Source organism: Blastochloris viridis (genome assembly GCF_001402875.1).
In the GTDB taxonomy this organism is placed as follows: domain Bacteria; phylum Pseudomonadota; class Alphaproteobacteria; order Rhizobiales; family Xanthobacteraceae; genus Blastochloris; species Blastochloris viridis.
In genome coordinates, this window is sequence record NZ_CP012946.1 from 2092188 (window position 1) to 2118114 (window position 25927).

The 25927-nt window shown below is 67.0% G+C and carries 20 protein-coding genes and 1 pseudogene; 5 read left to right on the forward strand and 16 right to left on the reverse strand.

The window, feature by feature from the left end; all coding sequences use genetic code 11:
* Positions 1-67 precede the first annotated feature (67 nt).
* Entirely contained in the window at positions 68-1447 is a 1380-nt protein-coding gene (locus tag BVIR_RS09240; protein ID WP_055037412.1) for an aminotransferase, read from the reverse strand.
* Between the two features lie 214 nt (positions 1448-1661).
* A complete protein-coding gene (locus BVIR_RS09245; protein ID WP_169788596.1) occupies positions 1662-2816 on the reverse strand; it encodes an extensin-like domain-containing protein in 1155 nt (384 codons plus the stop codon).
* Positions 2817-3164: 348 nt separating this feature from the next.
* On the opposite strand from BVIR_RS09245, the gene BVIR_RS09250 reads away from it, so the two are divergent.
* The 3 genes from BVIR_RS09250 (at position 3165) to BVIR_RS16410 (ending at position 7967) form a co-directional block, all read left to right on the forward strand.
* On the forward strand, positions 3165-4634 hold the full coding sequence (locus BVIR_RS09250) for an acetyl-CoA hydrolase/transferase family protein (RefSeq protein WP_055038797.1): 1470 nt from the start codon (positions 3165-3167) through the stop codon (positions 4632-4634).
* Between the two features lie 404 nt (positions 4635-5038).
* On the forward strand, positions 5039-5965 hold the full coding sequence (locus BVIR_RS09255; protein ID WP_055037414.1) for a histone deacetylase family protein: 927 nt from the start codon (positions 5039-5041) through the stop codon (positions 5963-5965).
* Between the two features lie 772 nt (positions 5966-6737).
* Complete coding sequence (locus BVIR_RS16410) at positions 6738-7967, forward strand: cyclin-dependent kinase inhibitor 3 family protein (RefSeq protein ID WP_082416901.1); 1230 nt, start codon at positions 6738-6740, stop codon at positions 7965-7967.
* A gap of 12 nt (positions 7968-7979) precedes the next feature.
* On the opposite strand, the gene draG is transcribed toward BVIR_RS16410, so the two are convergent.
* The 11 genes from draG to dusB form a co-directional block, all read right to left on the reverse strand.
* Complete coding sequence (draG, locus tag BVIR_RS09270; RefSeq protein ID WP_055037415.1) at positions 7980-8879, reverse strand: ADP-ribosyl-[dinitrogen reductase] hydrolase; 900 nt, start codon at positions 8877-8879, stop codon at positions 7980-7982.
* Positions 8880-8891: 12 nt separating this feature from the next.
* A complete protein-coding gene (locus BVIR_RS09275; RefSeq protein WP_335338111.1) occupies positions 8892-9695 on the reverse strand; it encodes an NAD(+)--dinitrogen-reductase ADP-D-ribosyltransferase in 804 nt (267 codons plus the stop codon).
* A 243-nt stretch (positions 9696-9938) separates the two neighbouring features.
* Positions 9939-11309, reverse strand: coding sequence for a GTPase HflX (hflX, locus tag BVIR_RS09280; protein ID WP_055037416.1), 1371 nt, complete (start codon positions 11307-11309; stop codon positions 9939-9941).
* A complete protein-coding gene (gene hfq / locus BVIR_RS09285; protein WP_055037417.1) occupies positions 11310-11570 on the reverse strand; it encodes an RNA chaperone Hfq in 261 nt (86 codons plus the stop codon).
* Positions 11571-11788: 218 nt separating this feature from the next.
* Complete coding sequence (locus tag BVIR_RS09290) at positions 11789-12646, reverse strand: D-amino-acid transaminase (RefSeq protein WP_055037418.1); 858 nt, start codon at positions 12644-12646, stop codon at positions 11789-11791.
* Positions 12647-12857: 211 nt separating this feature from the next.
* Positions 12858-14225 (reverse strand): nitrogen assimilation response regulator NtrX, encoded by a 1368-nt coding sequence (gene ntrX, locus BVIR_RS09295; protein ID WP_055037419.1) that lies wholly within the window; start codon positions 14223-14225, stop codon positions 12858-12860.
* A gap of 4 nt (positions 14226-14229) precedes the next feature.
* Complete coding sequence (locus tag BVIR_RS09300) at positions 14230-16500, reverse strand: sensor histidine kinase NtrY-like (RefSeq protein ID WP_082416903.1); 2271 nt, start codon at positions 16498-16500, stop codon at positions 14230-14232.
* A 182-nt stretch (positions 16501-16682) separates the two neighbouring features.
* On the reverse strand, positions 16683-17195 hold the full coding sequence (locus tag BVIR_RS09305) for a class I SAM-dependent methyltransferase (RefSeq protein ID WP_055037420.1): 513 nt from the start codon (positions 17193-17195) through the stop codon (positions 16683-16685).
* A gap of 204 nt (positions 17196-17399) precedes the next feature.
* A complete protein-coding gene (gene ntrC, locus BVIR_RS09310) occupies positions 17400-18842 on the reverse strand; it encodes a nitrogen regulation protein NR(I) (protein WP_055037421.1) in 1443 nt (480 codons plus the stop codon).
* A gap of 10 nt (positions 18843-18852) precedes the next feature.
* Positions 18853-19989, reverse strand: a complete 1137-nt coding sequence (locus BVIR_RS09315; protein WP_055037422.1) for a two-component system sensor histidine kinase NtrB — start codon at positions 19987-19989, stop codon at positions 18853-18855.
* Entirely contained in the window at positions 19986-21023 is a 1038-nt protein-coding gene (dusB, locus tag BVIR_RS09320) for a tRNA dihydrouridine synthase DusB (RefSeq protein ID WP_082416905.1), read from the reverse strand. The genes BVIR_RS09315 and dusB overlap by 4 nt, the downstream gene beginning before the upstream one ends.
* A gap of 130 nt (positions 21024-21153) precedes the next feature.
* Between dusB and BVIR_RS09325 the strand changes: the two genes are divergently transcribed.
* Complete coding sequence (locus tag BVIR_RS09325) at positions 21154-22350, forward strand: bifunctional 2-C-methyl-D-erythritol 4-phosphate cytidylyltransferase/2-C-methyl-D-erythritol 2,4-cyclodiphosphate synthase (protein ID WP_055038802.1); 1197 nt, start codon at positions 21154-21156, stop codon at positions 22348-22350.
* Positions 22347-22981, forward strand: a pseudogene (locus BVIR_RS09330) (CinA family protein). Before BVIR_RS09325 ends, BVIR_RS09330 begins: the two are co-directional and overlap by 4 nt.
* Here BVIR_RS09330 and BVIR_RS09335 read toward each other — a convergent pair.
* From BVIR_RS09335 to lpdA, 3 genes are all read right to left on the reverse strand, one after another.
* Positions 22869-23342 (reverse strand): type II toxin-antitoxin system RatA family toxin, encoded by a 474-nt coding sequence (locus tag BVIR_RS09335; RefSeq protein WP_055037424.1) that lies wholly within the window; start codon positions 23340-23342, stop codon positions 22869-22871. The pseudogene BVIR_RS09330 and the gene BVIR_RS09335 sit on opposite strands and share 113 nt — an antisense overlap.
* Before the next feature lie 12 nt (positions 23343-23354).
* Positions 23355-24305, reverse strand: coding sequence for a lipoyl synthase (gene lipA, locus BVIR_RS09340; protein ID WP_055037425.1), 951 nt, complete (start codon positions 24303-24305; stop codon positions 23355-23357).
* Positions 24306-24456: 151 nt separating this feature from the next.
* Entirely contained in the window at positions 24457-25890 is a 1434-nt protein-coding gene (lpdA, locus tag BVIR_RS09345) for a dihydrolipoyl dehydrogenase (RefSeq protein ID WP_055037426.1), read from the reverse strand.
* Positions 25891-25927 lie beyond the last annotated feature (37 nt).

Consider the following 25927-nt stretch of genomic DNA (forward strand, 5'->3'; position numbering starts at 1 on the left):
TGCCCCCCGGCGCTGCGATCCCACCCCGTCCACCCGCAGCAAGGCGGGGCGTTCCGCCAGCAGGTTCTCATGCTGGGAACAGGTTCTCGCGCTTGACCCAGTCGAGCGTGCGGTCGAGCGTTCGGGTCAGGCGGTCGAACAGCTCGTCGATCTGCGCCGGCGTGATGATCAGCGGCGGGCACACCGCCACCGCATCGCCGAGCGAGCGGATCAGCACGCCCTCCTCCTGGGCGATCGCCATGGCCTTGGCGCCGACGCCCGCCTTGGGGTCGAAGGCACGCTTGGTCACCTTGTCGGCCACCATCTCGACGGCGCCGATCAAGCCGACGCCGCGAGCCTCGCCGACCAGCGGGTGGTCGGCCAGCGCCTTGAGCCGGGCCTGGAATTGCGGCGCCTTGGCCGCCGCCTGCTCGAAGATCTTGTCGCGCTGGTAGATCTCCAGCACCTTCAGCGCCACCGCCGCGCCCACCGGGTGGCCGGAATAGGTGAAGCCGTGGCCGAACGAGCCGATCTTGCGGCTCTGATCGAGCAGCGCCTGGTGCATCACCTCCGGCACCATCACCGCGGCAATCGGGAAGTAGGCCGACGACAGCGCCTTCGCCACCGAGATGGAATCGGGCAAATAGCCCAGCACCGGCGCGCCGAACGCTGAGCCGAGCCGGCCGAACGCGCAGATCACCTCGTCGGCGATCATGTAGACGTCGTACTTGCGGCACACCGCCATGATCTTGGGGAAGTAGCTCGCCGGCGGCACAATCACCCCGCCCGCGCCCATCACCGGCTCGGCGATGAAGGCGGCGACGGTCTCCGGCCCCTCCTTCAGGATCAGCGCTTCAAGCTCGCCGGCGAGGCGGGTGGCGAAATCGTCCTCGCTCTCACCCGGCTCGGCGCCGCGATAGTAATAGGGCGCGGCGGTGTGCAGGATGCCGGCGATCGGCAGGTCGAAATCGGTGTGGTTGGCGGGCAGTCCGGTCAGTGATCCCGAGGCGATGGTAACGCCGTGATAGGCGCGCTGGCGGGAGATGATCTTCTTCTTCTGCGGCCGGCCCAGCGCGTTGTTCATGTACCAGACCAGCTTGATCTGGCTATCGTTGGCCTCCGATCCCGACCCGGCGAAGAACACCTTGGAGATCGGCACCGGCGCCATCTCCTTCAGCTTTTCCGCCAACTCGATCGCCGGATCGTGGCTCTTGCCGCCGAACAGATGGGTGAAGGACAGCTTGCGCATCTGGCTGGCAGCGGCCTCGACCACCTCCTCGTTGCCATAGCCGAGCGCGGTGCACCACAGGCCGGACAGCCCCTCGATATAGGCCTTGCCGTCGACGTCGTAGACATGGATGCCATTGGCGCGCTCGAGCACCAAGGGTCCCGTCTCACGCAGCTTGGCAAGATGCGTGTAGGGGTGGACCAGGGTCTCGACGTCGCGGGTCTGCAGATTGGTGAGCATCTAGGTCTCCGGCTCCGGGCGGCTGGCGAGGCGCTGTTGTACCCGCCCGCCGCGGCGCCACCAAGCCCGCAGGCCTTGCTGCAACCTCACGGCACGGTGATGCGGTCGCCGCCCCTGTCCCGTTGTCCTACGAAATCCAGCGATCCGCTCGGCTCAATTCTTCCCCCGTCGCTTGCGGGTCAGGAGGAAAATACGCCACCCGAAGCCGCCGGCGTCACTGGCCGCCGCGGAGCGAAGGTGCGGGCGGTTCGGCGAAGCCGGCGCGCTCCGGCGTGTCGGCCGGCACTTCGGCCAGCGATGGGGTCGGGGCGTCCTCGCCGGTCTCGACCGGCCGGGACGGCGACGGTGGCGCCGGAGGTCGCGGCTGGACCGGAATCAAGGTGCGTGCGAGGTCGGCCGGCTTGGCCGACCGCGGCGACTGCGCCACCACCGGCTCGTCCATCCGCCAACTGCACAGCCTGCGGCCGCTGGCGCGCTCGGCGAGGTCAACGTGGATGTGGTTCTCGTGATAGCCGTCCGACCCAGGCCCCAGCACGGTCATGAACCGTTCGCAGGCACCACGCTTCATTTCGGTGAGCAGGGCTTGCGGCATGTCCGGGTTGTCGATGAAGCGCCACTGGCCGTCCCGGCTCTCGAAGCCGCGGATGTCGATGGCGTTGGCGTGGCCGTGCTCGCTCATCTTGGCGAGCGGATTGCGGTTGCGGCCGCGGCAGTCGTAGCTGGCGAAGTTCTTCAGCGCCTTGAACGGGTGGCCGACACGCGCCGCGCTCGGCGCCAAATCCTCGCGCACCCAGCGCGACAGGCCCTCGGCCATGCGGCAGTTCAGCGTCGCCGCCGGCTCGATGGCGACCCGGCTGCCGTCCGCCAGCACCACCGCCGACAATTCCACCACCTCGGCGGCGCCGCAGGTCCCGACTCCCTTGACCGGCGGCACCGGCTTGGCCACGGCATAACCCAGCGCAAACACGTTGCGGCAGTGGCCGTCGGGCGACGCTGGAAGGTTGCGCGGGACGCCGAGATCGGCCGGCTGGACGCCGACCGACGTCAACGCCAAACCGGCCGGCGGCAAGGTCGGCCGGCGCGGCGGCAACGGCACCACCGCGGCGATCGCGCCCAGCGCGGTCACCGGTTTGGGCGGCGCACCGGCGATCGACCAGGGTGACAGCGCGTGCTGCGGCGGCAGCGGCACCACGCCGGCGGCGGCAATGTCGACCGGCAGCCCGGTTTCAACCGGCAATGTGGAAAATGAAAATACCGCCTTGTGCAATGGCAGCGGCGGCACGATCTCAATGTGCGCGCTGCCTTGCGCCAAAGCCGCACCACTCGATCCGAGGGCCAGCGCCAACGCGAAACCAGTCACAGTACGCATTTGCATACGTCGCCTATAGCACGGCCATAGCGGAAAGTTCACGACGGTTTGCGGCCGTGACTGCTGAGCCGGTCGCCAACGATCGCCCGAGCCGCAGCGCCACGCGCATTTGATTGTCTTTTTCAGGCGAAACCGAGCAAAATAAACTCGGTCGCAACGATTATCAGCAAAGTACCTCCGTCATTATCCGCAAGTATTATGCCTATTGTCGACATCCACCCTCCCGCACTCGCTCGACGTGCCGTAAATCCTCGACAGCGAAAGTGGGCGAGAAGACCACCGGACTGACGGAGAGGAACATTGGCAGACACAAATCGTATCGCCTGCAACCGGTTGCGCTCCAAGGTGATGAGCGCCGAGGCTGCGGCTGAACTTATCGAATGCGGTTCGGCCGTGGGCATGAGCGGGTTCACCGGCTCGGGCTATCCCAAGGCTGTCCCGACCGCGCTGGCCCAACGGATCGACGCCAAGCACGCCGCCGGCCGGCCGTTCCGCGTCAAGGTTTGGACCGGCGCTTCGACCGGCCCCGAACTCGACGGCGCGCTCGCCAAGGTCGACGCCATCGAATTCCGTCTGCCCTACAACTCCGACCCCACCGTTCGCGACAAGATCAATCGCGGCGCGATGGATTATATCGACATGCACCTCAGCCAGGTCGCGCCGGTGGCTTGGCAGGGGTTTCTCGGCCCGCTCGACACCGCGGTGATCGAGTGCACCGCGATCAAGGAGGACGGCTCGCTGGTGCCCTCCACCTCGGTCGGCAACAACAAGACCTGGCTCGACCGTGCCCGCCAGATCATCATTGAGGTCAACAACTGGCAGAACACCGACCTCGAGGGCATGCACGACATCTATTACGGAACGGCGCTACCGCCGAACCGGGTGCCGATCCCGCTCACCCGCGCCGATGACCGCATCGGCCAGACGACGCTGCGCTGCGACCCCAACAAGGTGGTCGCCGTGGTCGAGACCCACGCCCCCGACCGCAACCTGCCCTTCACCCAGCCCGACGAGGTGGCCTACAAGATCGCCGGTCACATCATCGAGTTCCTGCGCCACGAGGTCGCCAAGGGCCGGCTGCCGGCCGAACTGCTGCCGATCCAGTCCGGCGTCGGCAACATCCCGAACGCGGTGCTGACCGGTCTGCTCGACGCTCCGTTCGAGAACATGACCTCCTACACCGAGGTGGTGCAGGACGGCATGCTCGACTTGCTCGACACCGGCAAGCTGCGCATGGCATCCGCCACCGCGTTCTCGCTCAGCCCCGATGCCGCGCAAAAGCTCAACGCCGACATCAGCCGCTATCGCAACAAGATCATCCTGCGACCGCAGGAGATCTCCAACCACCCCGAGGTGGTGCGCCGCCTGGGCTGCCTCGCCATGAACGGCCTGATCGAGGCCGACATCTACGGCAACGTCAACTCGACGCACGTCATGGGCTCGCGCATCCAGAACGGCATCGGCGGCTCGGGCGACTTTGCCCGCAACGCCTATGTGTCGATCTTCATGACGCCCTCGACCGCCAAGGGTGGCAAGATCTCGGCGATCGTGCCGCACGCCAGCCACGTCGACCACATCACCCAGGACGTCCAGGTGATCGTGACCGAGTACGGCCTCGCCGATCTGCGCGGGCTGTCGCCCAAGCAGCGCGCCGAGTTGATCATCAACAATTGCGCGCATCCCGACTACCGCCCGATGCTGATCGACTACTATCAGCGCGCCAAGCAGCACTCGTTCGGCATGCACGCGCCGACGCTGCTGGACGAGGCGCTGTCCTGGCACCAACGCTACATCGATAGCGGCACCATGATGGCGTGAGGCCCTCTCCTCGGTCCGGGAGCGGCGACGCCGAGTCCTCGGGATCGTCGGAAGAGTTGATCCCGTGTTCTGAAACGGTTTCCGGGCGATCAAGCTGGGGAACCGAATTCTACGGTCCCGGATTGCCTGCCTTCGGCGCATGCCCGGGACGAATGAAGATCAAAGGCCGCCCACCGGGCGGCCTTTTTCGTTTCATCGGCAGCAATCGATCGGGCCTTCGCGCGCCGGGCTGCATCAGGACACCAGATTTCGACGGCATCCGGCCCCGCGTGACGCCACACAGCCCCCGACGAAGTGTCAGGATGGCCGGCGGACCAAGGTGATCCATAACGATAGACAGTCCACGGGCGGGCGTGGTCAGATGGTCGATAAAACTATAGTTGTACGGAGGCGCAGTTCGGTTCATGTCCACCCTGTTGGTGTCCAACCCACTGTGCCTCAATCATATGACGCCGCTCGGCCACCCCGAGCGGCCGGACCGGCTGCGGGTGGTCGAACGCATCCTCGAGCACGAGCGCTTCCAGGTGCTGGCGCGTGAGGCGGCCCAGCCGGTCGAGATCGACGTCGCCGCCCGCGTCCACCCGATGCACTACCTTGAAATGCTGCACGATTCCTCCCCGCTCGAGGGCATGGTGCAGATCGACAACGACACCTCGCTGTCGCCGGGCACATGGCACGCGGCGCGGCTGTCCGCCGGCGGCTCGGTGATGGCGGTCGACGAGGTGATGACCGGCAAGGTCACCAACGCTTTCGTCGCCATCCGGCCGCCCGGCCACCACGCCGAGAGCGCAACCCCGATGGGGTTCTGCTACCTCAACAACGCCGCGGTGGCCGCCCGCCACGCCCAGGCCGCCTATGGCGCCGGCCGCGTCGCCATCGTCGATTTCGACGTCCATCACGGCAACGGCACCCAGCAGATCTTTTGGAGCGATCCGAGCGTCATGTATTGCTCCACCCACGAGATGCCGCTCTATCCCGGCACCGGGGCGCCGAGCGAGACCGGGGTCGGCAACATCGTCAATGTGCCGCTCGCCGCCGGCGACGGCGGCCCGGAGTTCAAAGCTGCCTATGACGGCATCATCTTCCCGCGGCTGAAGCTGTTTAAACCCGACCTCATCATCATCTCCGCCGGGTTCGACGCCCACGTCCGCGACCCGCTCGCCAACATCAATCTGATCGAGGCCGATTTCGCCTGGGTGACCAAACGGCTGATGGAGATCGCCGATGAGTCCTGCGGCAACCGGGTGGTGTCGATCCTGGAGGGCGGCTACGACCTCGAAGGCCTCGCCCGCTCTACTGCCGCCCACGTGATGACGTTGATGGGGGCGTGAGGCTGCGCCACAGCGGGACACACCGGCAGCCGGTGCGAGAAAGTAGTAATTTTCATAAGAAAAAACGGTAAATCAACAAAACGGTTATGCCAAATCTTGAAAAGATCAGCGGCGCACTCACCGGCGAACAAGTGTTTGCGATCCGCGCCGCTGTTGATGGCGGCGAGTAGGCGACCACAGGCGAAGTCGTCCGTGATGCTATTCGGGACCGGCCGGCCAAACGGGAACTGCGGCAGCAAAAAATCAATCACCTGCGCAAACTCTGGGATGACAGCATCGCGAGTGGCGATGCAGGCCCCGTAGATATGATTGATACCCGAGGCCCTGAAGGCTGACCTTTCTCGGCCTCATGGTGAGGAGGCTGCCACCGGGTCGCGCCGCAGGCGCGCCCGATGCCAGGCTCCGCAGCCGTCTCGAAGCATGGGGCCGACCTCAGCTTCTCAAGTCCGCCCTGTAACTTGAATGCGCCGCGATCGGGTAAGCTACCCGGTGCGGTAACGGGTGGGAGACCGAAGCCGCCTGGGTCGTTGGAGACCGTGAGTGAGATCGGCCGCCCCACTCGTCGTTCCTTCGAACCCGGACAGTCGCCAGGGCCGCAAGAGCTCGCTTCGCCGCCACCAAAGGGCGCCGCTCGCAGGCGGATCACCTTTCGCCGAGCGAGACACCGTCAAGCGGGACGCGACCCGATCCCTTGCCCTCCGCCGCGTGGCGAACGATCGGCTGTTGCGGTATTCTTTCGCTCAGGATGCGACTTTGTTTTCGGGAATGCAGGATGGCCGGGGCGCGGACAAGCCAGACACACCCCCTTCAGATCGCGGAGGTGCGCGCCAGCCCCTCGCAGGGGCGGATCGGGATTACATTCTGCCCCGGCAAGCACGACAATGCCGCGAGCACGGGGGCTTGGGCACGCGACCTAACGGCAGATCTCGACGTCATCAAAGCATGGGGCGCGGGTCTGGTGCTGACGCTGGTCGAGCCGGCCGAGCTCGCAGCGCTCAAGGTGCCCCATCTCGGCGCGGAAATCCGAAGCCGGGGGCTCGATTGGCGGCACCTGCCGATCGCGGACTACTCGGTACCGACCGAGGCCTTCGAGCGAGAATGGCAGAGCCACGGCCGGGACATTCGCGCGCTGATAAGCGGCGGCACTGACGTGGTGGTGCATTGCAAGGGCGGGCTCGGCCGGGCTGGCATGATTGCCGCCCGGCTTCTCATCGAACTCGGCCTGACGCCGGAGCAGGCAATCCAGGACGTCCGCCGCGCCCGCAAAGGCGCGATCGAGACCCCGGCGCAGCTCGCGCTGGTCAGGCGGACGAGGGCCATTATCTCCACGGATGCCGACGCCATCGACACCGCGACCATGCAGAAGGTCGGCGGCCGGATGGGAAGCAATCCGGCCGGCGTCTATCAGGACAGCAGCGGCCGGCGGTTCTACGTGAAGTCGCTGGAATCGCCCGCGCATGCGCGCAACGAGATCCTTGCGGCGAAGCTCTACCAGCTGGCCGGGGCGCCGACGCTGACCTATGTGAGCGCGAAGGAGCCGAACGAGGTGGCGACCGTGTTTGTCGACCTCGACAAGAAGCATGTCTCGCAGCTCAGCGACGGCGAGCGCCGGCAGGCGCAGCGCTGGTTCGGGGTGCACGCCTGGACAGCGAACTGGGACGCAGCCGGATTCGACGGCGACAACCAGGGGGTCGCCGGCGGGGTCGTCTTGACGCTCGATGTCGGCGGCGCGCTCGAGTTTCGGGCGCAGGGGGACCCCAAAGGCAGAGCATTCGGGGCGAGCGTTCGCGAGCTCGACACCTTGCGCACCGACGCGGACAACACTCACGCGGTCCGGCTGTTCGGCGACATCGGCCCTGCCGAGATCGGTGATGCCATCGCTGTGGTGACACGAATTCCGGACGCTGCGATTCGGAGGGTCGTCGCCGAGAATGGCGGCAGCAGCTCGCTTGCCGAAAAAATGATCGCCCGCAAAGCCGACATGGCAAGGCGCGTGGCCTGAGCGGCGGGCGGCTTAAACGCCTTCGGTGCTGGCGCCCCGCGACATCGCCAGCAGCCGCGGCACCTGCGCGCGGATGGCGTCCGCTGCGTCGCGGTCGAGCCTTGCCAGCCAGCGCGCTGGGATCGCCTCCAGCCCATAGGTGGCGCCCGCAAGCATGCCGGCAATTGCGCCTGCGGTGTCGGCGTCACCACCTTGATTGACGGTTTGGACGACGCACTCGGCGAAGGAGTCCGCGCACAGATAGTGGTGCAGCACGGTTTGCATGGTGTCGACAATGAAGGCCGAGCATTGGCCCGGATAGGGCTCGAAGCGAAATGCCCTGTGCTTGCCCACGAGGATTTCAGCCTCCTTGCGCACGACGTCCTTCCCCTGCCCTTCAAGGAGGCCATGCGCCATGCGCACGAGCGCGAGGCAGGCGTCGTCCGACAGCGGATGATGATGCGTGGCGTGCGCCTGCGCCAGCGTCCACGATTCCACCGTGCCGGGCTGGCCAAATGTCGCGAGCGCCACGGGCAGAATGCGCATCGCGGCGCCGTTGCCGGCGTCGCCTTCGGAAAACGAGCCTTCGACGGTGCCCTCCACGACATAGCGCCGAATACCGCGCCGGCAGGTGTTGCCAACATCGGCCGGCCCGGTCTTCAGCCACGCCGCGAATTCGTCGCAGACGTCGCGGGCGTCCAGCCCACCCTTGCGGATGATCGAGCGCCCCAGCGCGAGCGCCATCTCGGTGTCGTCGGTCACCTGCCCCGGCTTGAGCCTCAGCCAGCCGCCGCCGACGATGTCGCGATGCACGCCATACTGCGCCGCGATTTCGCTCCTGGTCATGAACTCGACCGTGGCGCCGAGCGCGTCGCCGATGGCGAAGCCAAGATAGGCCGCGAGCGCGCGGCTCTCCACAGTCAGCGCGGGCATGCGACCGTCTCCTCAAACATAGTCCACGCTCACCCGAAATTCGCCGCCGATCGCCAGATACTCGCGTTCGCCCTTCAAGAGATACGAGGGCAACAGGCCGTTGAAAAACAGGATTTTACTGACAGGAACGCGCGCCGTGAGGATCATGTCGCCGAAGCAGTCAGCGACGCCGCGGTCGGACGAAAACGACACAAGGTTGTTGAGCCGGATCACCGCCGCGTGCTTGTCCGTCCGCTCCACGATCCAATGCTCATCGAAGTCATTGACGCCGCGAAACAGCGTCAGATGCGTCTCGCCCGGAAACGCGAAACGCTGAATGGCCCATTGGCAGAACTCGAACAGAAGATCGAGCTGCACCCAGATCGCGTTGTCATGGAAGTGGCTCGACATCTTCTCGTCGACATAGGCGGCCCAGGCGGGACTCGAAACCTGCTCGATGATTTCCTTGTGGAACGACGGGCAGACGCCGAACCGGCTCTCGACCCAGCCCTTCAGCACGGCGCCTTCCGGGCCGTTGCTGTCGAAGCTCCAGCCGGTGATCAGCCGCAGGAACGACGAGCGATAGCGGCGCTTTCCGCAGGATGCCGCGTCGCGCTGTTCGGGATCGATGCCGAACATCGCCATCATGTAGCAGAAGAACGCTTCACCCGCCTCGGCGAGGTCGCCCGCCCGCTCCAGCATGCTGAACAGGCTGCGGTTCATCTCGCATACGCCCCAGATGTGCAGCGGAACCGGCGCTTCGTTGAAAGCGCAACTCTCCAGCCACTCCGAGGGCCGCCCCACGAGGTTGGTCGAATGGCCGATGCCGCGCCGCATGCGAGATCCCGCGTCTTCCATCGCTTGGAGCATTCTCCGCAACGGCGGATACCGGCGTTTTGCGAAATATTAAACGTTACGTCAAAGGCTTAGAGCAATCGCGGAGAAAAAACACACCGGTGGCCCCGTCCAACAGCTCCCGGCGTCCAGACTTCGAGCCGCGGTCGGTTCACCGAAAGCCCTGGTTCGCACCCAGCGCTTTCGGCGTGGTCGCTTCCGGAATTGCGAGGTGATGGAACCTGATCACGGGTTCGGCGGGAACCGTCGGTCGATCTCCTCCAGCCGCTCGGGCGATACCCGCACCGTGACCAGCGTGCGCCCGGTCTCCGCGTCGCCTGAGCGTTCGATCACGTCGGCGTGGCGATAGAGCCAGGCCAGCCCCTGCCCGTCCTCGGGCGCCAAAGACACCGTGCGGGTGATGCGCCCAGCGGTGATGCGCGTCTCGATGCGGTCGAGCAGCGCCTCGACCCCCTCCCCGCTCAAGGCGGACACCAGCGCCGGCTGCTGCTCGGCCGGCCGACGCGCGGCCTCGGCGTCGAGCTGCGCCCGCGCCTCGCCTTCGATCAGGTCGACCTTATTCCACACCTCGACGATACGGGCATGGTCGTCCGAATCGATGCCGAGTTCGCCCAGCACATCGGCGACGTCGGCGGCCTGAGCGGCGGTGTCGATATGGGCAACGTCGCGCACGTGCAGGATCAGGTCGGCCTCGATCACCTCTTCCAGTGTGGCGCGGAACGCCGCCACCAGCGTAGTTGGCAACTCGGAGATGAAGCCGACGGTGTCGGACAGGATGATGCGGGTGCCATGCGGCAGACCGACCGCCCGCAACGTCGGGTCGAGCGTGGCGAACAACAGGTTCTCGGCGAACACCTCGGCCCGCGTCAGCCGGTTGAACAGCGTCGATTTGCCGGCATTGGTGTAGCCGACCAGCGCAACCACCGGGAACGGAACCCGCTCGCGGCTTTTGCGGTGCAGCGCGCGGGTGCGCGTCACCTGCTCCAGCTCGCGTTCGATCGAGATGATGCGCTCGCCGATCAGGCGACGGTCGGTCTCGATCTGGGTCTCGCCGGGGCCGCCGAGGAAGCCGAAGCCACCGCGCTGGCGTTCAAGATGGGTCCATGACCGTACCAGCCGGCTCTTTTGATAGTTGAGGTGGGCGAGTTCGACCTGCAGCGTGCCCTCGCGGGTGCGCGCGCGCCGTCCGAAAATCTCGAGAATCAGCGCGGTGCGGTCGATGACCTTGGTCTTCCACGCCCGTTCCAGATTGCGCTGCTGAACCGGCGAGAGGCTGGCGTCGACATAGGCGAGGTCGATCCGTTCGGCCTCGATGAGGCCGGCGAGTTCCTCGACCTTGCCCTTGCCGAGGAAGGTGGCGGGACGCACGTCGGCCAGCGGCACCAGCGTGGCGACCACGACGTCGAGGTCGATCGCGGCGGCAAGGCCGGTCGCCTCGTCCAGCCGGGCGTCCGGCGTGCGCGTCGATCCGGCTGCACCGGCACGCGATCGGTCGCGGCTGCGCACAGGGACCAGCACCGCGGCGCGGGTCGGCGCCACCCTGGTGTCGTGGGCGGCGCCGCGGGCACCGGGGCGCGACTCATCAAAGAAACTCAATTACGTCTTCTCGGCAGGAACCGCCTCGTCAGCTGCGTCGAACAACTGAACGGGCTGGCCCGGCATGATCGTGGAAATGGCGTGCTTATAGACAAGCTGCGAGTGTCCGTCCCGCCGCAGGAGAACACAAAAGTTGTCGAACCATGTCACCACCCCCTGCAGCTTCACACCGTTCACGAGGAATATTGTCAGCGGTACTTTATGTTTGCGGACGTGATTGAGGAAGGTGTCCTGTAAATTCTGAGCACGTTCAGCCGGCATTTTCTTGGTCCATTGTCTGTCGATTCGGCTGGAAGGAATCGGCTTTTGTTTTGCCCTGCAGCGGGCGGCGCAGATCAGGCTGCGACGCAGAGGTGGACACGGAACATTAGATGGCAAACCGGGGCTAGCACGCAAGCCGGGTTGTGTCCTGCAGCAAAAAATCACGCCGGCCGCCGTTCACGAACCGGCGAACCACCCGGTTCGTCGGCCAGCAGCGGCTATGGCGCAACCTCGGCCACGCTATGGAACGTCGCCCGCAGTTCGCGCGCCGCACGGCCGGGCTTGCCATCGCCGACGGCGCGGCCGTCGATGCGCACCACCGGCATCACCCCCAGCGTTGCGGAGGTGACGAAAGCTTCCACCGCCGCGTAGGCCTCCTCCCGCGTAAATCCCCGCTCCTCGACCTGGAGGTTCAGCCGCGCCGCCACCTCCAGCGTCACGGTACGGGTAATGCCGCGCAGGATGCCGAATTCAGCCGGCCGGGTGATCAGGCGGCCCTCGGCCGACACGATCCAGGCGTTGGAAGAGCCGCCTTCGGTAACGTAACCGTCGCGGTCGACGAACCACGCCTCGCGGGCGCCGGCGGCCTTGGCCGCCTCCTTCGCCAGGCAGTTGGGCAGCAGCCCGACGGTCTTGATGTCGACCCGATCCCAGCGATTGTCCGGCACGGTAATGACCGAGATGCCGGCTTCGGCCCGCTGCTCCAGCTCGGCACGGCTGGTCGCGCGCGCCGTCACCACCAGCGTCGGCGTGGTGTTGGCCGGGAACAGGAAGTTCCGTTGCGCCACGCCGCGCGTCACCTGCAGATAGACCAAGCCATCGCGGACGCGGTTGCGTCGCACCACCTCGCGCAGAACGAGGCCGAGCGCGGCACGGCTCATCGGCATCGCCATCCGCAGTTCGCCGAGCGAGCGGATCAGCCGGCTGATGTGGCGGGTCTCGTCGATCAGGTGGCCGTCCCGGACTTCGCAGACCTCGTAGACGCCGTCCGCGAACTGAAACCCGCGGTCCTCGATATGAACCCCCGCCTCTCCATGCGGAACATAAAGGCCATTGACGTAAGCTATGCGCGACATGGGTAGGTGTAGTCCTTTCGACTCGCTGGAGCGCATGGCGCCGGGATGGAACGGCCGCGTGCCTTCAGGTTTGTTCGAGCGTGGCGCCCACGCAAGGCCGCAGCCGCCTGCGGGGCATCGGCTCTGGATGGAGCGCGCAATCTCGCACGCCGTCCCGCCCGGCTCCAGGCCGGACGCGGTGCCGGGCAACCGCGCTCAAGCCATCGTGACCTCAACCGATGCCGAGCGTCTTGAGCTTGCGGTGGAGCGCCGAGCGCTCCATGCCGACGAACTCGGCGGTGCGCGAAATGTTGCCGGAAAACCGGCTGATCTGGGCGGCGAGATATTCCCGCTCGAACATCTCGCGGGCATCGCGCAGTGGCAGACGCAGAATCTGGTCGCTGCCGTGGCCGTTCGGCATCGCCGGCATCAGCGCGCCGACATCCTGCGGCAGCATCGAGGCGTTGATGGTGGCGTCGGAATCGCCGCCGGCCAGAATCAAGAGGCGCTCGACGTTGTTGCGGAGCTGGCGGACGTTGCCCGGCCAATCGTGGGCCTGCAGCACCGCCATGGCGTCCTCGCCGATGGTGCGCTTGGGCAGACCGGTTGTCTGCGAAATCTGCTCCATGAAATAGGCGATCAGTTCCGGAATGTCCTCGCGGCGCTCGGCCAGCGAGGGCAGCCGAATCGGCACCACCGACAGGCGGTGATAGAGGTCCTCGCGGAAACGGCCGGCCGCGATCTCGGCTTCCAGGTTGCGGCTGGTGGACGAGATGATGCGCACATCGACGTGCACGCGGGTGGTGCCGCCGACCCGCACGAAGTTCTGGTCGACCAGCACGCGGAGGATCTTGCTCTGGGTTTCGCGCGGCATGTCGGCGATCTCGTCGAGGAACAGCGTGCCGCCGTGGGCCTCTTCGAGTGCGCCGACGGTGCGACCGCGCTGGTCGCCACCCTCGACGCCGAACAGTTCGGTCTCCATCCGCTCAGGCGTGATCATCACCGCGTTGGTGGCGACGAACGGCCCGTTCGCGCGGGTGGACTGAGAGTGGATCATGCGGGCGGTGAGCTCCTTGCCGGCGCCCGACGGCCCGACCAGGAGGATGCGGCTGTTGGTCGGCGCGACGCGGTCGATCGAGGTCCGCAACTGGTTCATTGCCGGCGAGGAGCCGACCAGATGCTGGGCGATCGGCGCGAAGGTCTTGAGTTCCTTGACCTCGCGCTTCAGGCGCAGGGTCTCGATCGCCCGCTCGACCACCAGCACCAGGCGGTCGGCCTTGAACGGCTTCTCGATGAAGTCGTAGGCGCCCTTGTGGATCGCCGTCACCGCGGTCTCGATGTTGCCGTGGCCGGAGATCATCACCACCTGCACGTCGGGGTGGTGCTGCTTGATGACGTCGAGCAGTTGAAGCCCGTCGAGCCGGCTGCCTTCCAGCCAGATGTCGAGTAGAACGAGGTGCGGCCGGCGTTGTTCGATTGCAGCCAGCGCGCTGTCGCTGTCGCCCGCGGTGCGGGCGTTGTAGCCCTCATCTTCCAGGATACCGGCAACGAGGTCTCGGATGTCGGCTTCGTCATCGACGATCAGGATGTCGGAGGCCATGCATTCACCTCTGCCGTGAGTCGTGAGCAGCTGCCGGCTGAGCGGCGGGTGTCGGTGGATCGGCTTGGAACCTCAGGCGGACCCAGGCGCCGCGCCCGCCGCTGGCGACTGCCGGGGCGTCGGCGAGCTCGATTCCGCCGCCGTGGTCTTCCAGAATCCGGCCGACGATGGCGAGGCCGAGGCCGGTGCCCTTCTCGCGCGTCGTGACGTAGGGCTCCAGCAGGCGTTGGCGGTTTTCCGCCGGCAGGCCGATGCCGTTGTCGATGACGTCGATCACCACGTCGTCGCCGTCACGGCCGAGCGAAATCTCGATTTTGGGCGGGTGGACCGCGTCCGGCGGCGCCGCCGCCACCGCCTCGGTGGCGTTCTTGACGATGTTGGTCACGGCCTGGGACAGCTGGCGGCGATCGAACCGCGCCATCACCGGGGTGTCGGGCAGATGGCTCTCAAACGTGATGTCGGGGCTCGCCATCTTCATCAGGAACACCGCCTGCCGCACCATGTCGACGGCATCGTGCTCGCCGAGCGTCGGCTTGGGCATGCGGGCAAACGAGGCGAACTCGTCGACCATGCGGCCGATGTCGCCGACCTGGCGGATGATGGTGTCGGTGCACTGCTCGAAAACCTCGCGGTCGGTCTGGATCACCTTGCCGTATTTTCGCTTGAGGCGTTCGGCCGACAGCTGGATCGGCGTCAGCGGGTTCTTGATCTCGTGGGCGATGCGGCGGGCGACGTCCGCCCACGCCGAGGTGCGCTGGGCGGTGACAAGGTCGGTGATGTCGTCGAGGGTGACGATGAAGCCGCGGTTGGGGTCGGCCGCCGTCTCGCTGGTAACGCGCACCAGCAGGGTACGCTCACGGCCCTTTCGCACCAGCGTAACCTGGCCCTGCACCAGCCGGTTGCCGCCGGCGCGGGCATCCTCGACCAATGACGCCAGTTCCGGCACCACCTCGGCGACCGGCTTGCCGACGGCCTCGGCGGCGTCGAGCCCGAGCAACCCCTCGGCCGAGCGGTTGACGATGGTGATGTTGCCGGCCGCGTCGAGGCCGAACACCCCGGCCGAAACTCCCGCCAGCACCGCCTCGGTGAAACGTCGGCGCTGGTCGATCAGGTCGCGCGCACCGATCAGGTCGTCGCGCTGGCTGCGCAATTCCTGCGTCATCTTGTTGAAGCTCTCGCCGAGATTGGCGAGGTCGCCCTCGGGGCGGCGCACCGGCACCTGGACGTAGAGGTTGCCGGCGGCGACCAGGTTGGCCGCGCCGATCAGCCGGCGGATTGGGGCAACCAGGGTGTTGGCGAAGGCGAGCCCGATCCACACCGCCGATAGCAGCACGATCAGCGCGATCACCACGTACATCAGCGCGAACGCCACCTGCACGCCGAACCGCCGCTCCTCCAGCACCCGGAACTCGTCGATCGAGGCCTGGGTTTTCTGCAGGTAGTCGATGACGCGCGGATCGATCGGGCGGGCGACCAGCAGATAGGTGTCCTCATAGGCCTTGAGCGGCATCACCGCGGCGACGATGTCGTTCTGGCCGATGATCTGGATCAGCGGCTGCTCCTCGGTCGCATCGCCAATGGCCAGGGTCGCCGGAATCAGGATCTCGCGGGCGAGTTGAATGTTGGCGCGTTCGATGATCGTGAGGTCGCGCTTGATCAGCATGGCGACCGGCAGGCCGCGCAGCGTCGCTTGCCCGGTCATGATCTGGCGGAACCGCTCGCGGTCGCTGTCATAGATCGGGTGCAGGCGGTTGAAGTCCTGCGCCATCGCCAGGATTTCGCCGCGGATCGAGCCGGCGTGCTCGCGGACATAGGCCTGGCCGATCCCGATCGAGGTCTCGACCATCAGCTTGGTCCGCTCGGAAAACCAGCGGTCCAGCCCGCGGTCGAGCGTGATCGAGGCCACCACCGCGACCAGGATCGCCGGCAGCGCCGCGATCACGCTGAACAGCGACACCACGCGGATATGGAGCCGCGCGCCGGCGCGACCGCGCTTTCGCGCCACCCACAGCGACATCCCCTCGCGGACGATCACTGCCAGCAACCCCGCCACCGTGATGGCGTTGGTGCCGAGCAGGGTGACGACGATCTCGTGGGTCGGCGCGATCGGCGTCAGCCCGGCCAGCACCAGGAAGGTGGCGAGCGCCGACAACAGCGCCAAGCCGACCGCGAGCGGGCCGAGCAGACGCACCCACAGCCGCCGCGGCACGGGTGGGAAGCTGGCAGTCTCGCCGCCGGTCGCAGCGGGAACGGTATCGGTCTGTTGCGCCGTCACATGTTGCTCCGGTGCCAACTATCTCCGCAATGCCACGGTCGCGGTCGAATGCTGTAACACGGCCGGGCACTGTCGATGCTTTCCGACAACACCGGTGCAAAAATGTGACAGATTTGGGAAACTGGCGCGGCGAGCAACATCATCCACGCCTTTCGGTGGGCGCCGCGCTCCAGCACATCCGGTCAAATCGGCCGCAGCGCGACGATATTCAGGTGCCAAGCCTCGCGGTCGGGGCCTTCCGTTGCCCGCTGGACCTGGACGAAGCCGGCGCTCAGCAGTTCGGCGGACAGCGAGTGCTCGGTATAGCCCCAGCGGTGTGCGTCCTCGCGGCTGCCGCCGCGTGCCTCGTCCCGCCACCCCCAGAATCCGGCGCAGGCGTGGTCGAACTGATTCGGGAACGAACTGGTCGCCAGGCCGAGGATTTGGCGGGCGTGGAAGGCGACGTCGGGCACGATCACGTTGAGGAGGCCGCCCGGCCGCAGCAGTCCCAGCCACGCCCGCAGGGTCAGCCGGGCGTCGTCGGGGTCGAGGTGCTCCAGCATATGGCGTGAATAGACGAACTCGGCGGCACCCTGGAGAAACTGGCTGGTGTCCCACGCCTCGGCGACGACGTCGGCCGCGGAATCGGGCCGGACATCGACATTGATGAAACCCGGCTTCTTAAAGTTGCCGCAGCCGAAATTGTACTTCGTCATCCGCCCTCACCTGCCGGTCCCGACCCAGCATCAAAGCCTGCCGGACCGCTTCGGGCAGCAGCCGACCACTTCGGCCGGCGCCCCAGCGATCCAGCCGTCGAAAATCCCGTTTTCGCACAACGATTTTCGATGATTTGATCTTCGGTGATTCCGGGTACGGAATCACGCGGGCTGTTCACGATTCCGCCTGCCCTCGCCGCACCGCTACCGGCTGGTACGGACGACCTGGACGTCGAGATCGCGGATCTTCTTGCGCAAAGTGTTGCGATTGACCCCGAGTAGCTCAGCTGCCTTGATCTGGTTGCCGCGGGTCGCCGCCAGCGCCACCGACAGCAGCGGATACTCCACCTCGCGCAGGATGCGGTGGTAGAGACCGGGCGGTGGCAGGCGGTCGCCGAACCCGGCGAAATAGGCCGCCAGATGCCGCTCGACCGAGCCCGACAGGGTGTCGTCGGCCTTGGGCTGGTCGACGCCCGGCTCGCTTTCCGGCTGCGATAGCTCGGCGTCGATCAGGTTGGCGGTGATGGTGTCCTGGGGATAGAGCGCAGCGAGGCGGCGAATCAGGTTCTCCAACTCGCGGACGTTGCCCGGCCAACGGTAGCGCTTCAGCCGGTCGACCGCGCCGGCATCGAGCTGCTTTGCCGGCAAACCTTCGCGCTCGATCCGCATGAAGAAGTGGCGCACCAGGTCTGGAATGTCCTCGGCCCGCTCGCGCAATGGCGGCAGCCGCAGCGGCACAACGTTGAGGCGGAAGAACAAATCCTCGCGAAACAGCCCCTGCTGGATCAGGAGGCGCAGGTCCTTGTTGGTGGCAGCGATGATGCGCACGTCGGCCTTGATCGGCGTGCGGCCGCCGACCGTGGTGTATTCGCCCTGCTGCAGCACGCGCAAAAGTCGCGTCTGAGCCTCCATCGGCATGTCGCCGATCTCGTCGAGGAACAGGGTGCCGCCCTCGGCCTGCTCGAAGCGGCCGGAGGAGCGGGCATTGGCGCCTGTAAACGCCCCCTTTTCGTGGCCGAACAGCTCGGACTCGATCAGGTCGCGCGGAATCGCCGCCATGTTGATGGCGACGAACGGTCCGGACGAGCGCTTGCCATAGTCGTGCAGCGCCCGCGCCACCAATTCCTTTCCGGTGCCCGATTCGCCGGTGATCATCACCGTCAGATCGGTCTGCATCAGCCGCGCCAGCACGCGGTAGATGTCCTGCATCGCCGCCGAGCGACCAACCAGCGGAATATTGTCAGTCGGCTCGCCAGTCTCCTCGACGTGGCGTCCACGCTTGGGCTCGGCCAGCGCGCGGCCGACGATGGCAATCAGCTCCTTCAAGTCGAAGGGCTTGGGAAGATATTCATAGGCGCCGCGCTCGGAGGCGCGGATGGCGGTGAGAAAGGTGTTCTGCGCGCTCATCACCACCACCGGCAGATCGGGGCGGACCTTCTTGATGCGCGGCAGAAGGTCGAAGGCATTTTCGTCCGGCATCACCACGTCGGTGATGACGAGGTCGCCTTCGCCCTGGGCGACCCATCGCCACAGCGTCGCCGCGTTGCCGCAGGAGCGGACTTCGTAGCCGGCGCGCGACAGCGCCTGGTTCAGCACGGTGCGGATCGCGGCGTCGTCGTCGGCGACGAGAATGCTGCCGGCGGGCATCGAAAACTCCTTAGCGGCGTGCCGGGGCGGAACGGCCCCCAGTGTAGATCGGCATCAGGACGCGAAACACGGTGCGGCGCGGCTGGGAGTCGCATTCGATGATCCCCCCATGGTCGCCGACGATCTTCGCCACCAATGCAAGACCCAGGCCGGTTCCGGTCGGCTTGGTGGTGACAAACGGATCGAACATGTGCGGCAGCAGGTCTTCCGGCACGCCGGGACCGTTGTCGCGGACGCAGAATTCGAGCGGCAGCCCGATCCGGGTCTTGGTGCCGGGGATGGTGAGCCTCACGCCGGGCCGGAACGCGGTGGTGAGCGCGATCTCGCCGTCGCCGGTGTCGGGGCCGATCGCCTCCGCCGCGTTCTTGACCAGGTTGAGAAACACCTGGACCAGTTGATCGCGGTTGCCGAACACCGGCGGCAGCGAGGGATCGTAGTCCTCGACGAAGCGGATGCTGCGGGCGAAGCCCGACACCGCCAGCCGCTTCACGTGCTCGAGAATAACGTGGATATTCAACGGCTCGCGCTCGACCGGGCGCTCGTCGGCGAACACCTCCATGCGGTCGACCAGCTTCACGATGCGGTCGGCCTCGTCGCAGATCAGCCGGGTCAACGCGCGGTCCTGGTCCTCGACCGACTGCTCCAGCAACTGCGCGGCGCCGCGGATGCCGGACAATGGGTTCTTGATCTCGTGGGCGAGCATCGCAGCCAGCGCGGTCACCGACCGCGCCGCGCCGCGGTGGGTAAGCTGGCGGTCCATTTTGTCGGCAATCGTACGTTCCTGCAGCATCACCACCACACAGCCCGGGTCTTCCGGCATCGGCGACACATAGATGTCGACCACGCGCTCGCCGGTGCGCGGGCTGCCGAGGTCGACGCGATACTCCGCAACCGGCGAGCGGCGCGATCGCACGTCCTCGACCAGCGACAACAGCGGACTGCCGAACGGCACCAGCTCGCTCAGGCGATGGCGGCGCAGCATCGGCTTGGAAACGTGGAAGAACGCTTCGGCCGCGACATTGGCGTCGAGAATGCAGCCCTCGCGCCCCACCGTCAGCACGGCGTGGGGGAGCGCGTTGAGCACGACATCGGGGCCGTTGGTCGGGCCGGCCCGTTCGACCGGTTTGCGGTTTTCGGCGGCGCTCATGCGGCCTCCTTCCAGGCGAACGCCGCAAAAGCGTCGCCCAGTCCTGCGTGAACGTGGTCGGGATCATCGGTGGTGAGAAGACGCTGGCGCCACGCCGCCACCACGTCGGTCGGCGCATCCGCGGTGGCCGCCGCTACCGCGAGTCCCCAGCCGAGATGCTTGCGCGCCACCCGCACCCCGACCGCGCGGCCGTGATGGGCAAGCAGCGCCTGATAGAGGCCGCGCAGCACCTCGAGCTGATCGGTGAGCGAGGGATCATCCGCCGGGATACCGGTGGCGAGTTGCCGGGCGATCCGCCCCGGCAGCCACGGCCGGCCCTGAGCGGCACGCCCGATCATCACGCCGTCGGCGCCGGACACCGCGAGCACGGCGGCGGCGTCCTGTGCCGTGGCGACGTCACCATTGGCGATCACCGGGATCGACACGTCCTGCTTCACCCGGCCGATGGCTGCCCAATCTGCACGGCCGGAATAGAACTGGCGGCGGGTGCGGCCATGAACGGTGACGGCGGCAACGCCCGCGGCCTCGGCCCGACGCGCCAGTTCTGGCGCGTTGATGCAGGTCTCGTCCCAGCCCAGCCGCATCTTCACGGTGACCGGCACCTTCACCCGCTCGACCACCGCCACGATCAATCGCTCGGCATGGTCGAGATTGCGCATCAGCGCCGCACCGGCCTCGCCGCCGGTTACCTTTCGAGCCGGGCACCCCATGTTGAGATCAATCAGATCGGCGCCGGCCCCCGCGACGACTTCTGCCGCTGCGGCAAGCTGTGCCGGGTCGCAGCCGGTTAGCTGCACGGCATGGAACCCGCCCTCAACCCGCTCGGTGCGCAGCATCGCCTCGACCTCGCCGCGCATCAGCCAGCCGGAGGCGATCATTTCCGACACCACCAGCCCGGCGCCATAGGCGAGCGCAATCCGCCGCACCGGCGCATCGGTGATGCCGGCCATCGGCGCCAGCAGCACATTGCTTGGCAAAGCGAGCCCGCCGATACGTAACGTCGGGGTGCTTGATGATGAGGCCACTGCGACCATAAATTGCCTATGAACTAGGCTGATGTTGCCTGTGCCCAGAGTTTAGTCAGAACGGCCCGGCAATCAAGTCCGTTCGCCGCCCATTTCATCGGCGCTGACGTCACCGTCAAAATGAGCTACAGGGCGGATGATGTCGCTCGCTTCGTCCCATCGGCCGAAAACGGCCGCCCTCATCGTCGCCGCCGGCCGCGGGGTGCGTGCCGGCGGGGATATCCCCAAGCAATTCAAGCCGGTGCTCGGGCAGTGCGCCCTCGCCCGCAGTTTGGCGCTGTTCGCGGCCCATCCTGAGGTCGACCTGGTGCAGCCGGTCATCGGCACCGCCGACGATGCGCTTTACGCCGAGCTGGCGAATGCGCCTGCGGCAGTGCTTCCGCCGGTGACCGGCGGCGCCACCCGCCAAGCCTCGGTCCGCGCCGGGCTTGCCGCCTTGGCGCACTACAAACCGGACGTTGTGCTCATCCATGATGCAGCCCGCCCGTTCGCCTCGCCGGCATTGGTATCGCGCGCCATCCAGGCCGGATGCCGCGGCCCGGCGGTGCCCGGCGTGCCGGTGACCGACACCATCAAGGCGGTCGATGGCGCGGAGACGGTGGAGGCCACCGTCGACCGTGCGCGGCTGCGCGCGGTGCAGACGCCGCAGGCGTTTCCGTTCCAGGTCATCGAAGACCTTCACGCCCGCGCGGCCGCGGCCGGCCGCGACGATTTCACCGACGATGCAGCGCTCGCCGAGTGGGCCGAACTTTCGGTCGAGGTGTTTGCCGGCGAGCCAGGGAATACCAAATTGACGACACCGGACGACTTCACCCTCGCCGAAGCCCGCCTGCTCGCCGCCCTCGCCGACGTGCGCACCGGCAGCGGCTTCGACGTTCATGCCTTCGGCCCCGGCGACCACGTTATCCTCGGCGGCCACCGCATTCCCCACAGCCAGGGCCTCGCCGGGCACTCCGACGCCGACGTGGTGCTGCACGCGCTGACTGACGCCGTGCTCGGCGCGATCGGCTCCGGCGACATCGGCTTCCATTTCCCGCCGTCCGACCCCAAATGGAAGGGTGCGGCCTCCGACCAGTTCCTCGCCCACGCCGTCGAGTTGGTAAAGGCGCAAGGCGGCCTGATCGCCCACCTCGACGCCACCGTAATCTGCGAAGCGCCCAAGATCGGCCCCCATCGCGAGGCGATGCGGGCGTCGATCGCGAAGATCACCGGGCTTTCCATCGAGCGGGTGTCGGTGAAGGCCACCACCACCGAGCAGCTCGGCTTCGCCGGCCGGCGCGAGGGCATCGCCGCGCTGGCCAGCGCCACCGTGCGCCTGCCCTGGGCCGCGGCATGACCACCACCGACCTCGGCGCGGCCGCCGCACGGCTGCTCGACAGCTGCCGCAAGCGGGGGCTGACGGTCGCAACGGCAGAGTCCTGCACCGGCGGGCTGGTGGTGGCGGCGCTGACCGACATTGCCGGCTCATCCGCGGTGGTCGACCGCGGCTTCATCACCTATTCCAACGACGCCAAGTCGGAGATGCTCGGCGTGCCGCCCGGCCTGCTCGCCCAGTTCGGCGCCGTCAGCCGCGAGACCGCCACGGCGATGGCCGAGGGGGCGCTCGACCAGTCGCTGGCCGACCTCGTCGTCGCGATCACCGGCATTGCCGGCCCCGGCGGCGGCTCGGACGAAAAGCCGGTGGGGCTGGTGCATTTCGCCGCGGCCAAGCGCGGCGGCCGCCGCCTTCACCACGAGGAGCGGTTCGGCGACATCGGCCGCGCCGCCGTGCGCCATGCCGCGGCGGCGGTGGCACTGGCGATGCTCCAGGACCTCGCGGGCGGACCCTGATTTCGCGCGCGATTCCGCCGCGTATCAGCCGGAAGCGGTGTGAAAGGTTCGGCCGTAGAGCTGGTCGGCGCGGTGCTCGAACGCCTCGGCAAACTTGCGGAACGCCGCGTCGAACATCGCCCCCATCAGCAGGCTGAGCGCGCGGTTGCGGAACTCGTAGGTGATGAAGAACTGAATGTCGGTGGTCTTGTCGTCGACCGCCTTGAAATGCCAGGTATTTTCAAGGTGACGGAACGGCCCGTCGAGGTACTCGACCAGGATGCGCATGTGCGGCGCGTCGAACCGCGCCCTGGTGGTAAAGGTCTCGCGGATCGCCTTGTAGCCGACCGTCATGTCGGCAACGATGGTTTCGATCCCCTCCGGGCCGGGCATGCGGCGGCGGATGCGGCACGACTGGCACCACGGCAGGAACTGCGGATAGCTCTCGCAGTCGGCCACCAGCTTGAACATGTCCAGGGCGGAATGCCGGACACGGCGAACGGTACTATACGACGGCATCGCGATCTCAGGTCATCGTTTGGCCGCCCGCGCCGCCCGCAGCCGCACGAAATCGTCGCCGGCATGGTGCGAGGAACGGGTCAGCGGACTGGCCGAGACCATGAGGAAGCCCTTGGCATAAGCGACGGTCTCGAAACTCTTGAATTCCTCCGGCGGAGCGAACCGCGCCACCGGGTGATGCTTGCGGGTGGGCTGGAGATATTGGCCGACGGTGATGAAGTCCACATCCGCGGCGCGCAGGTCGTCCATCACCTGCAGCACCTCGTTGCGCTCCTCGCCAAGGCCGAGCATGATGCCGGACTTGGTGAACATCGCCGGATTGATCTCCTTGACCCGCTGCAACAACCGCAGCGAGGCGAAATAGCGCGCCCCGGGCCGCACGGTGAGGTATTTCGACGGCACGGTCTCCAGATTGTGGTTGAAGACGTCCGGCCCCGCCTCGACCACCACCTCGACCGCCCCGTTCTTACGCAAGAAATCGGGGGTGAGCACCTCGATGGTGGTTGCCGGCGCCCGGACGCGGATCGCCCGGATCACCGCGGCGAAATGGCTGGCGCCGCCGTCCGGCAGATCGTCGCGGTCGACCGAGGTGATCACGACGTGGGCGAGCCCGAGATCGGCCACGGCGTTGGCGACATTGTCCGGTTCGGCCGAATCGAGCGGCCCCGGCAGCCCGGTGCGAACGTTGCAGAACGCGCAGGCTCGGGTGCAGGTGTCGCCCATGATGATGAAGCTGGCGTGCTTGTGCTCCCAGCACTCGCCGATGTTGGGGCAGCCGGCCTCCTCGCACACGGTATGCAGCCGGTTGCCGCGCACCACGGCGTTGGTCTTGGCCCAGGCGGCCGAGCCCGGTGCCTTGACCCTGATCCACTCCGGCTTGCGCTGGACCGGCTGGTCCGGACGGTGCGCTTTTTCGGGATGGCGCGGAGGTGGCGCGTTCAGCGCGTCGATAAGCACGACCATCAGGATACTCCCGCCGGGCGGCGCCGGCCTTTCAGCGCGCTCCGCACGCTCAAGGTCCGACTGTCATAAGTTCGCGCCACCGCCGCGGCAAGGACACGCGACCACGTACCGCTCCGCCGTTCGATCAGCCGAGGCCGCGACTCGGTTCATGTCAAATGTTCAGCGCCCGGCCGTAGGCATCCAGCACCGATTCCTTCATGGTTTCGGACAGCGTCGGGTGCGGGAAGATGGTGTGCATCAGCTCCTCTTCCGTCGTCTCCAGATTCATCGCCACCACGAAGCCCGAGATCAGCTCGGTGACCTCGGCGCCGACCATGTGGGCGCCGAGAAGCCGCCCGGTTTTGGCATCGAAGATGGTCTTGACCAAACCCTGGTCCTCGCCCAGCGCCACCGCCTTGCCGTTGCCGACGAAGGGAAAGCGCCCGACCCGCACCTCGAAGCCCTGCTCCTTGGCCTTGGCCTCGCTGAGCCCGACCGAGGCGATCTGCGGGTGGCAATAGGTGCAGCCGGGAACCATGCGTCGGTCCAGCGGGTGGGGATAGCCGCCGGCAATGGCCTCGACGCAGATGACACCCTCGTGCTCGGCCTTGTGGGCGAGCATCGGCGGGCCGGCGACGTCGCCGATGGCATAGAGGCCGGGGACATTGGTGCGGCACATGTCGTCGGTGACGATGGTGCCGCGTGCGGTCTTCACCCCCAGCGCCTCCAGGCCGAGGTTCTCGATATTGCCGACCACGCCGACCGCCGCGATCACCCGCTCGAAGGTCGCGGTGCGCGGCGCGGTGCCATCGTCGATGTGGGCGGTGACGCTGTCCTCGGCTTTTTCGAGCTTCGTCACCTTGGCGCCGGAGATGACGGTGATGCCGGCCTTCTCGAACGCCTTTCGCGCGAAGGCGGCGATCTCGGCGTCCTCGAACGGCAGGATCTGCGGCAGCACCTCGACCACGGTCACCTCGGCGCCGAATGCCCAGAAGAACGAGGCGAACTCGATGCCGATGGCGCCGGAGCCGATCACCAGCAGCGATTTCGGCACGCTGGCAGCCTTCAGCGCCTCGAAATAGCTCCACACCAGCTTGCCGTCGGGCTCAAGGCCCGCCAAAGCGCGCGGCCGAGCCCCGGTGGCGATGATGATATGCTTCGCCGTGTAGGTGCCATGGCCGAGCACGCCCTTGGGCGGCGGGGTCTGCGGCTCGACGGCGGGCTTCGACGGCGCGGCGACCTCAATCTCGCCGGGTGCGGTGAGCCTGGCCTCGCCCCAGATCACATCGACCTTGTTCTTCTTCATCAAGAAGCCGACGCCGGCGTTCATGCGGCTCGCCACCGCACGCGAGCGCTTGACCACCGCCGGAAAGTCGAATGTCGCGCGCTCGGCGGAAAGGCCGAACTCCCTGGCGTGCTGGATGTTTCGCAGCACTTCGGCCGAGCGCAGCAGCGCCTTGGTCGGGATGCAGCCCCAGTTCGAGCAGATGCCGCCCAAGTGCTCGCGCTCGACGATCGCGGTCTTGAGGCCCAGTTGTGCCGAGCGGATGGCGGTGACGTAGCCGCCGGGGCCGGCGCCGATGATCAGGACGTCATAGGGGGGCATGGGGGCTCCGGGTTCGCGGCCGGGTCAGCGCTCGGCT

What these genes read in the sequence shown, in the direction of transcription:
- BVIR_RS09335 (WP_055037424.1), bottom strand. Translation starts at nt 23,342, where the DNA reads ATGCCGTCGTATAGTACCGTTCGCCGTGTCCGGCATTCCGCCCTGGAC.
- lpdA (WP_055037426.1), bottom strand. Translation starts at nt 25,890, where the DNA reads ATGCCCCCCTATGACGTCCTGATCATCGGCGCCGGCCCCGGCGGCTAC.
- ntrX (WP_055037419.1), bottom strand. Translation starts at nt 14,225, where the DNA reads ATGGCCTCCGACATCCTGATCGTCGATGACGAAGCCGACATCCGAGAC.
- BVIR_RS16410 (WP_082416901.1), top strand. Translation starts at nt 6,738, where the DNA reads ATGGCCGGGGCGCGGACAAGCCAGACACACCCCCTTCAGATCGCGGAG.
- BVIR_RS09290 (WP_055037418.1), bottom strand. Translation starts at nt 12,646, where the DNA reads ATGTCGCGCATAGCTTACGTCAATGGCCTTTATGTTCCGCATGGAGAG.
- lipA (WP_055037425.1), bottom strand. Translation starts at nt 24,305, where the DNA reads ATGGTCGTGCTTATCGACGCGCTGAACGCGCCACCTCCGCGCCATCCC.
- BVIR_RS09315 (WP_055037422.1), bottom strand. Translation starts at nt 19,989, where the DNA reads ATGAGCGCCGCCGAAAACCGCAAACCGGTCGAACGGGCCGGCCCGACC.
- BVIR_RS09255 (WP_055037414.1), top strand. Translation starts at nt 5,039, where the DNA reads ATGTCCACCCTGTTGGTGTCCAACCCACTGTGCCTCAATCATATGACG.
- BVIR_RS09240 (WP_055037412.1), bottom strand. Translation starts at nt 1,447, where the DNA reads ATGCTCACCAATCTGCAGACCCGCGACGTCGAGACCCTGGTCCACCCC.
- BVIR_RS09305 (WP_055037420.1), bottom strand. Translation starts at nt 17,195, where the DNA reads ATGACGAAGTACAATTTCGGCTGCGGCAACTTTAAGAAGCCGGGTTTC.
- BVIR_RS09250 (WP_055038797.1), top strand. Translation starts at nt 3,165, where the DNA reads ATGAGCGCCGAGGCTGCGGCTGAACTTATCGAATGCGGTTCGGCCGTG.
- ntrC (WP_055037421.1), bottom strand. Translation starts at nt 18,842, where the DNA reads ATGCCCGCCGGCAGCATTCTCGTCGCCGACGACGACGCCGCGATCCGC.
- BVIR_RS09325 (WP_055038802.1), top strand. Translation starts at nt 21,154, where the DNA reads ATGTCGCTCGCTTCGTCCCATCGGCCGAAAACGGCCGCCCTCATCGTC.
- dusB (WP_082416905.1), bottom strand. Translation starts at nt 21,023, where the DNA reads ATGGTCGCAGTGGCCTCATCATCAAGCACCCCGACGTTACGTATCGGC.
- hfq (WP_055037417.1), bottom strand. Translation starts at nt 11,570, where the DNA reads ATGCCGGCTGAACGTGCTCAGAATTTACAGGACACCTTCCTCAATCAC.
- BVIR_RS09275 (WP_335338111.1), bottom strand. Translation starts at nt 9,695, where the DNA reads ATGCGGCGCGGCATCGGCCATTCGACCAACCTCGTGGGGCGGCCCTCG.
- draG (WP_055037415.1), bottom strand. Translation starts at nt 8,879, where the DNA reads ATGCCCGCGCTGACTGTGGAGAGCCGCGCGCTCGCGGCCTATCTTGGC.
- BVIR_RS09245 (WP_169788596.1), bottom strand. Translation starts at nt 2,816, where the DNA reads ATGCGTACTGTGACTGGTTTCGCGTTGGCGCTGGCCCTCGGATCGAGT.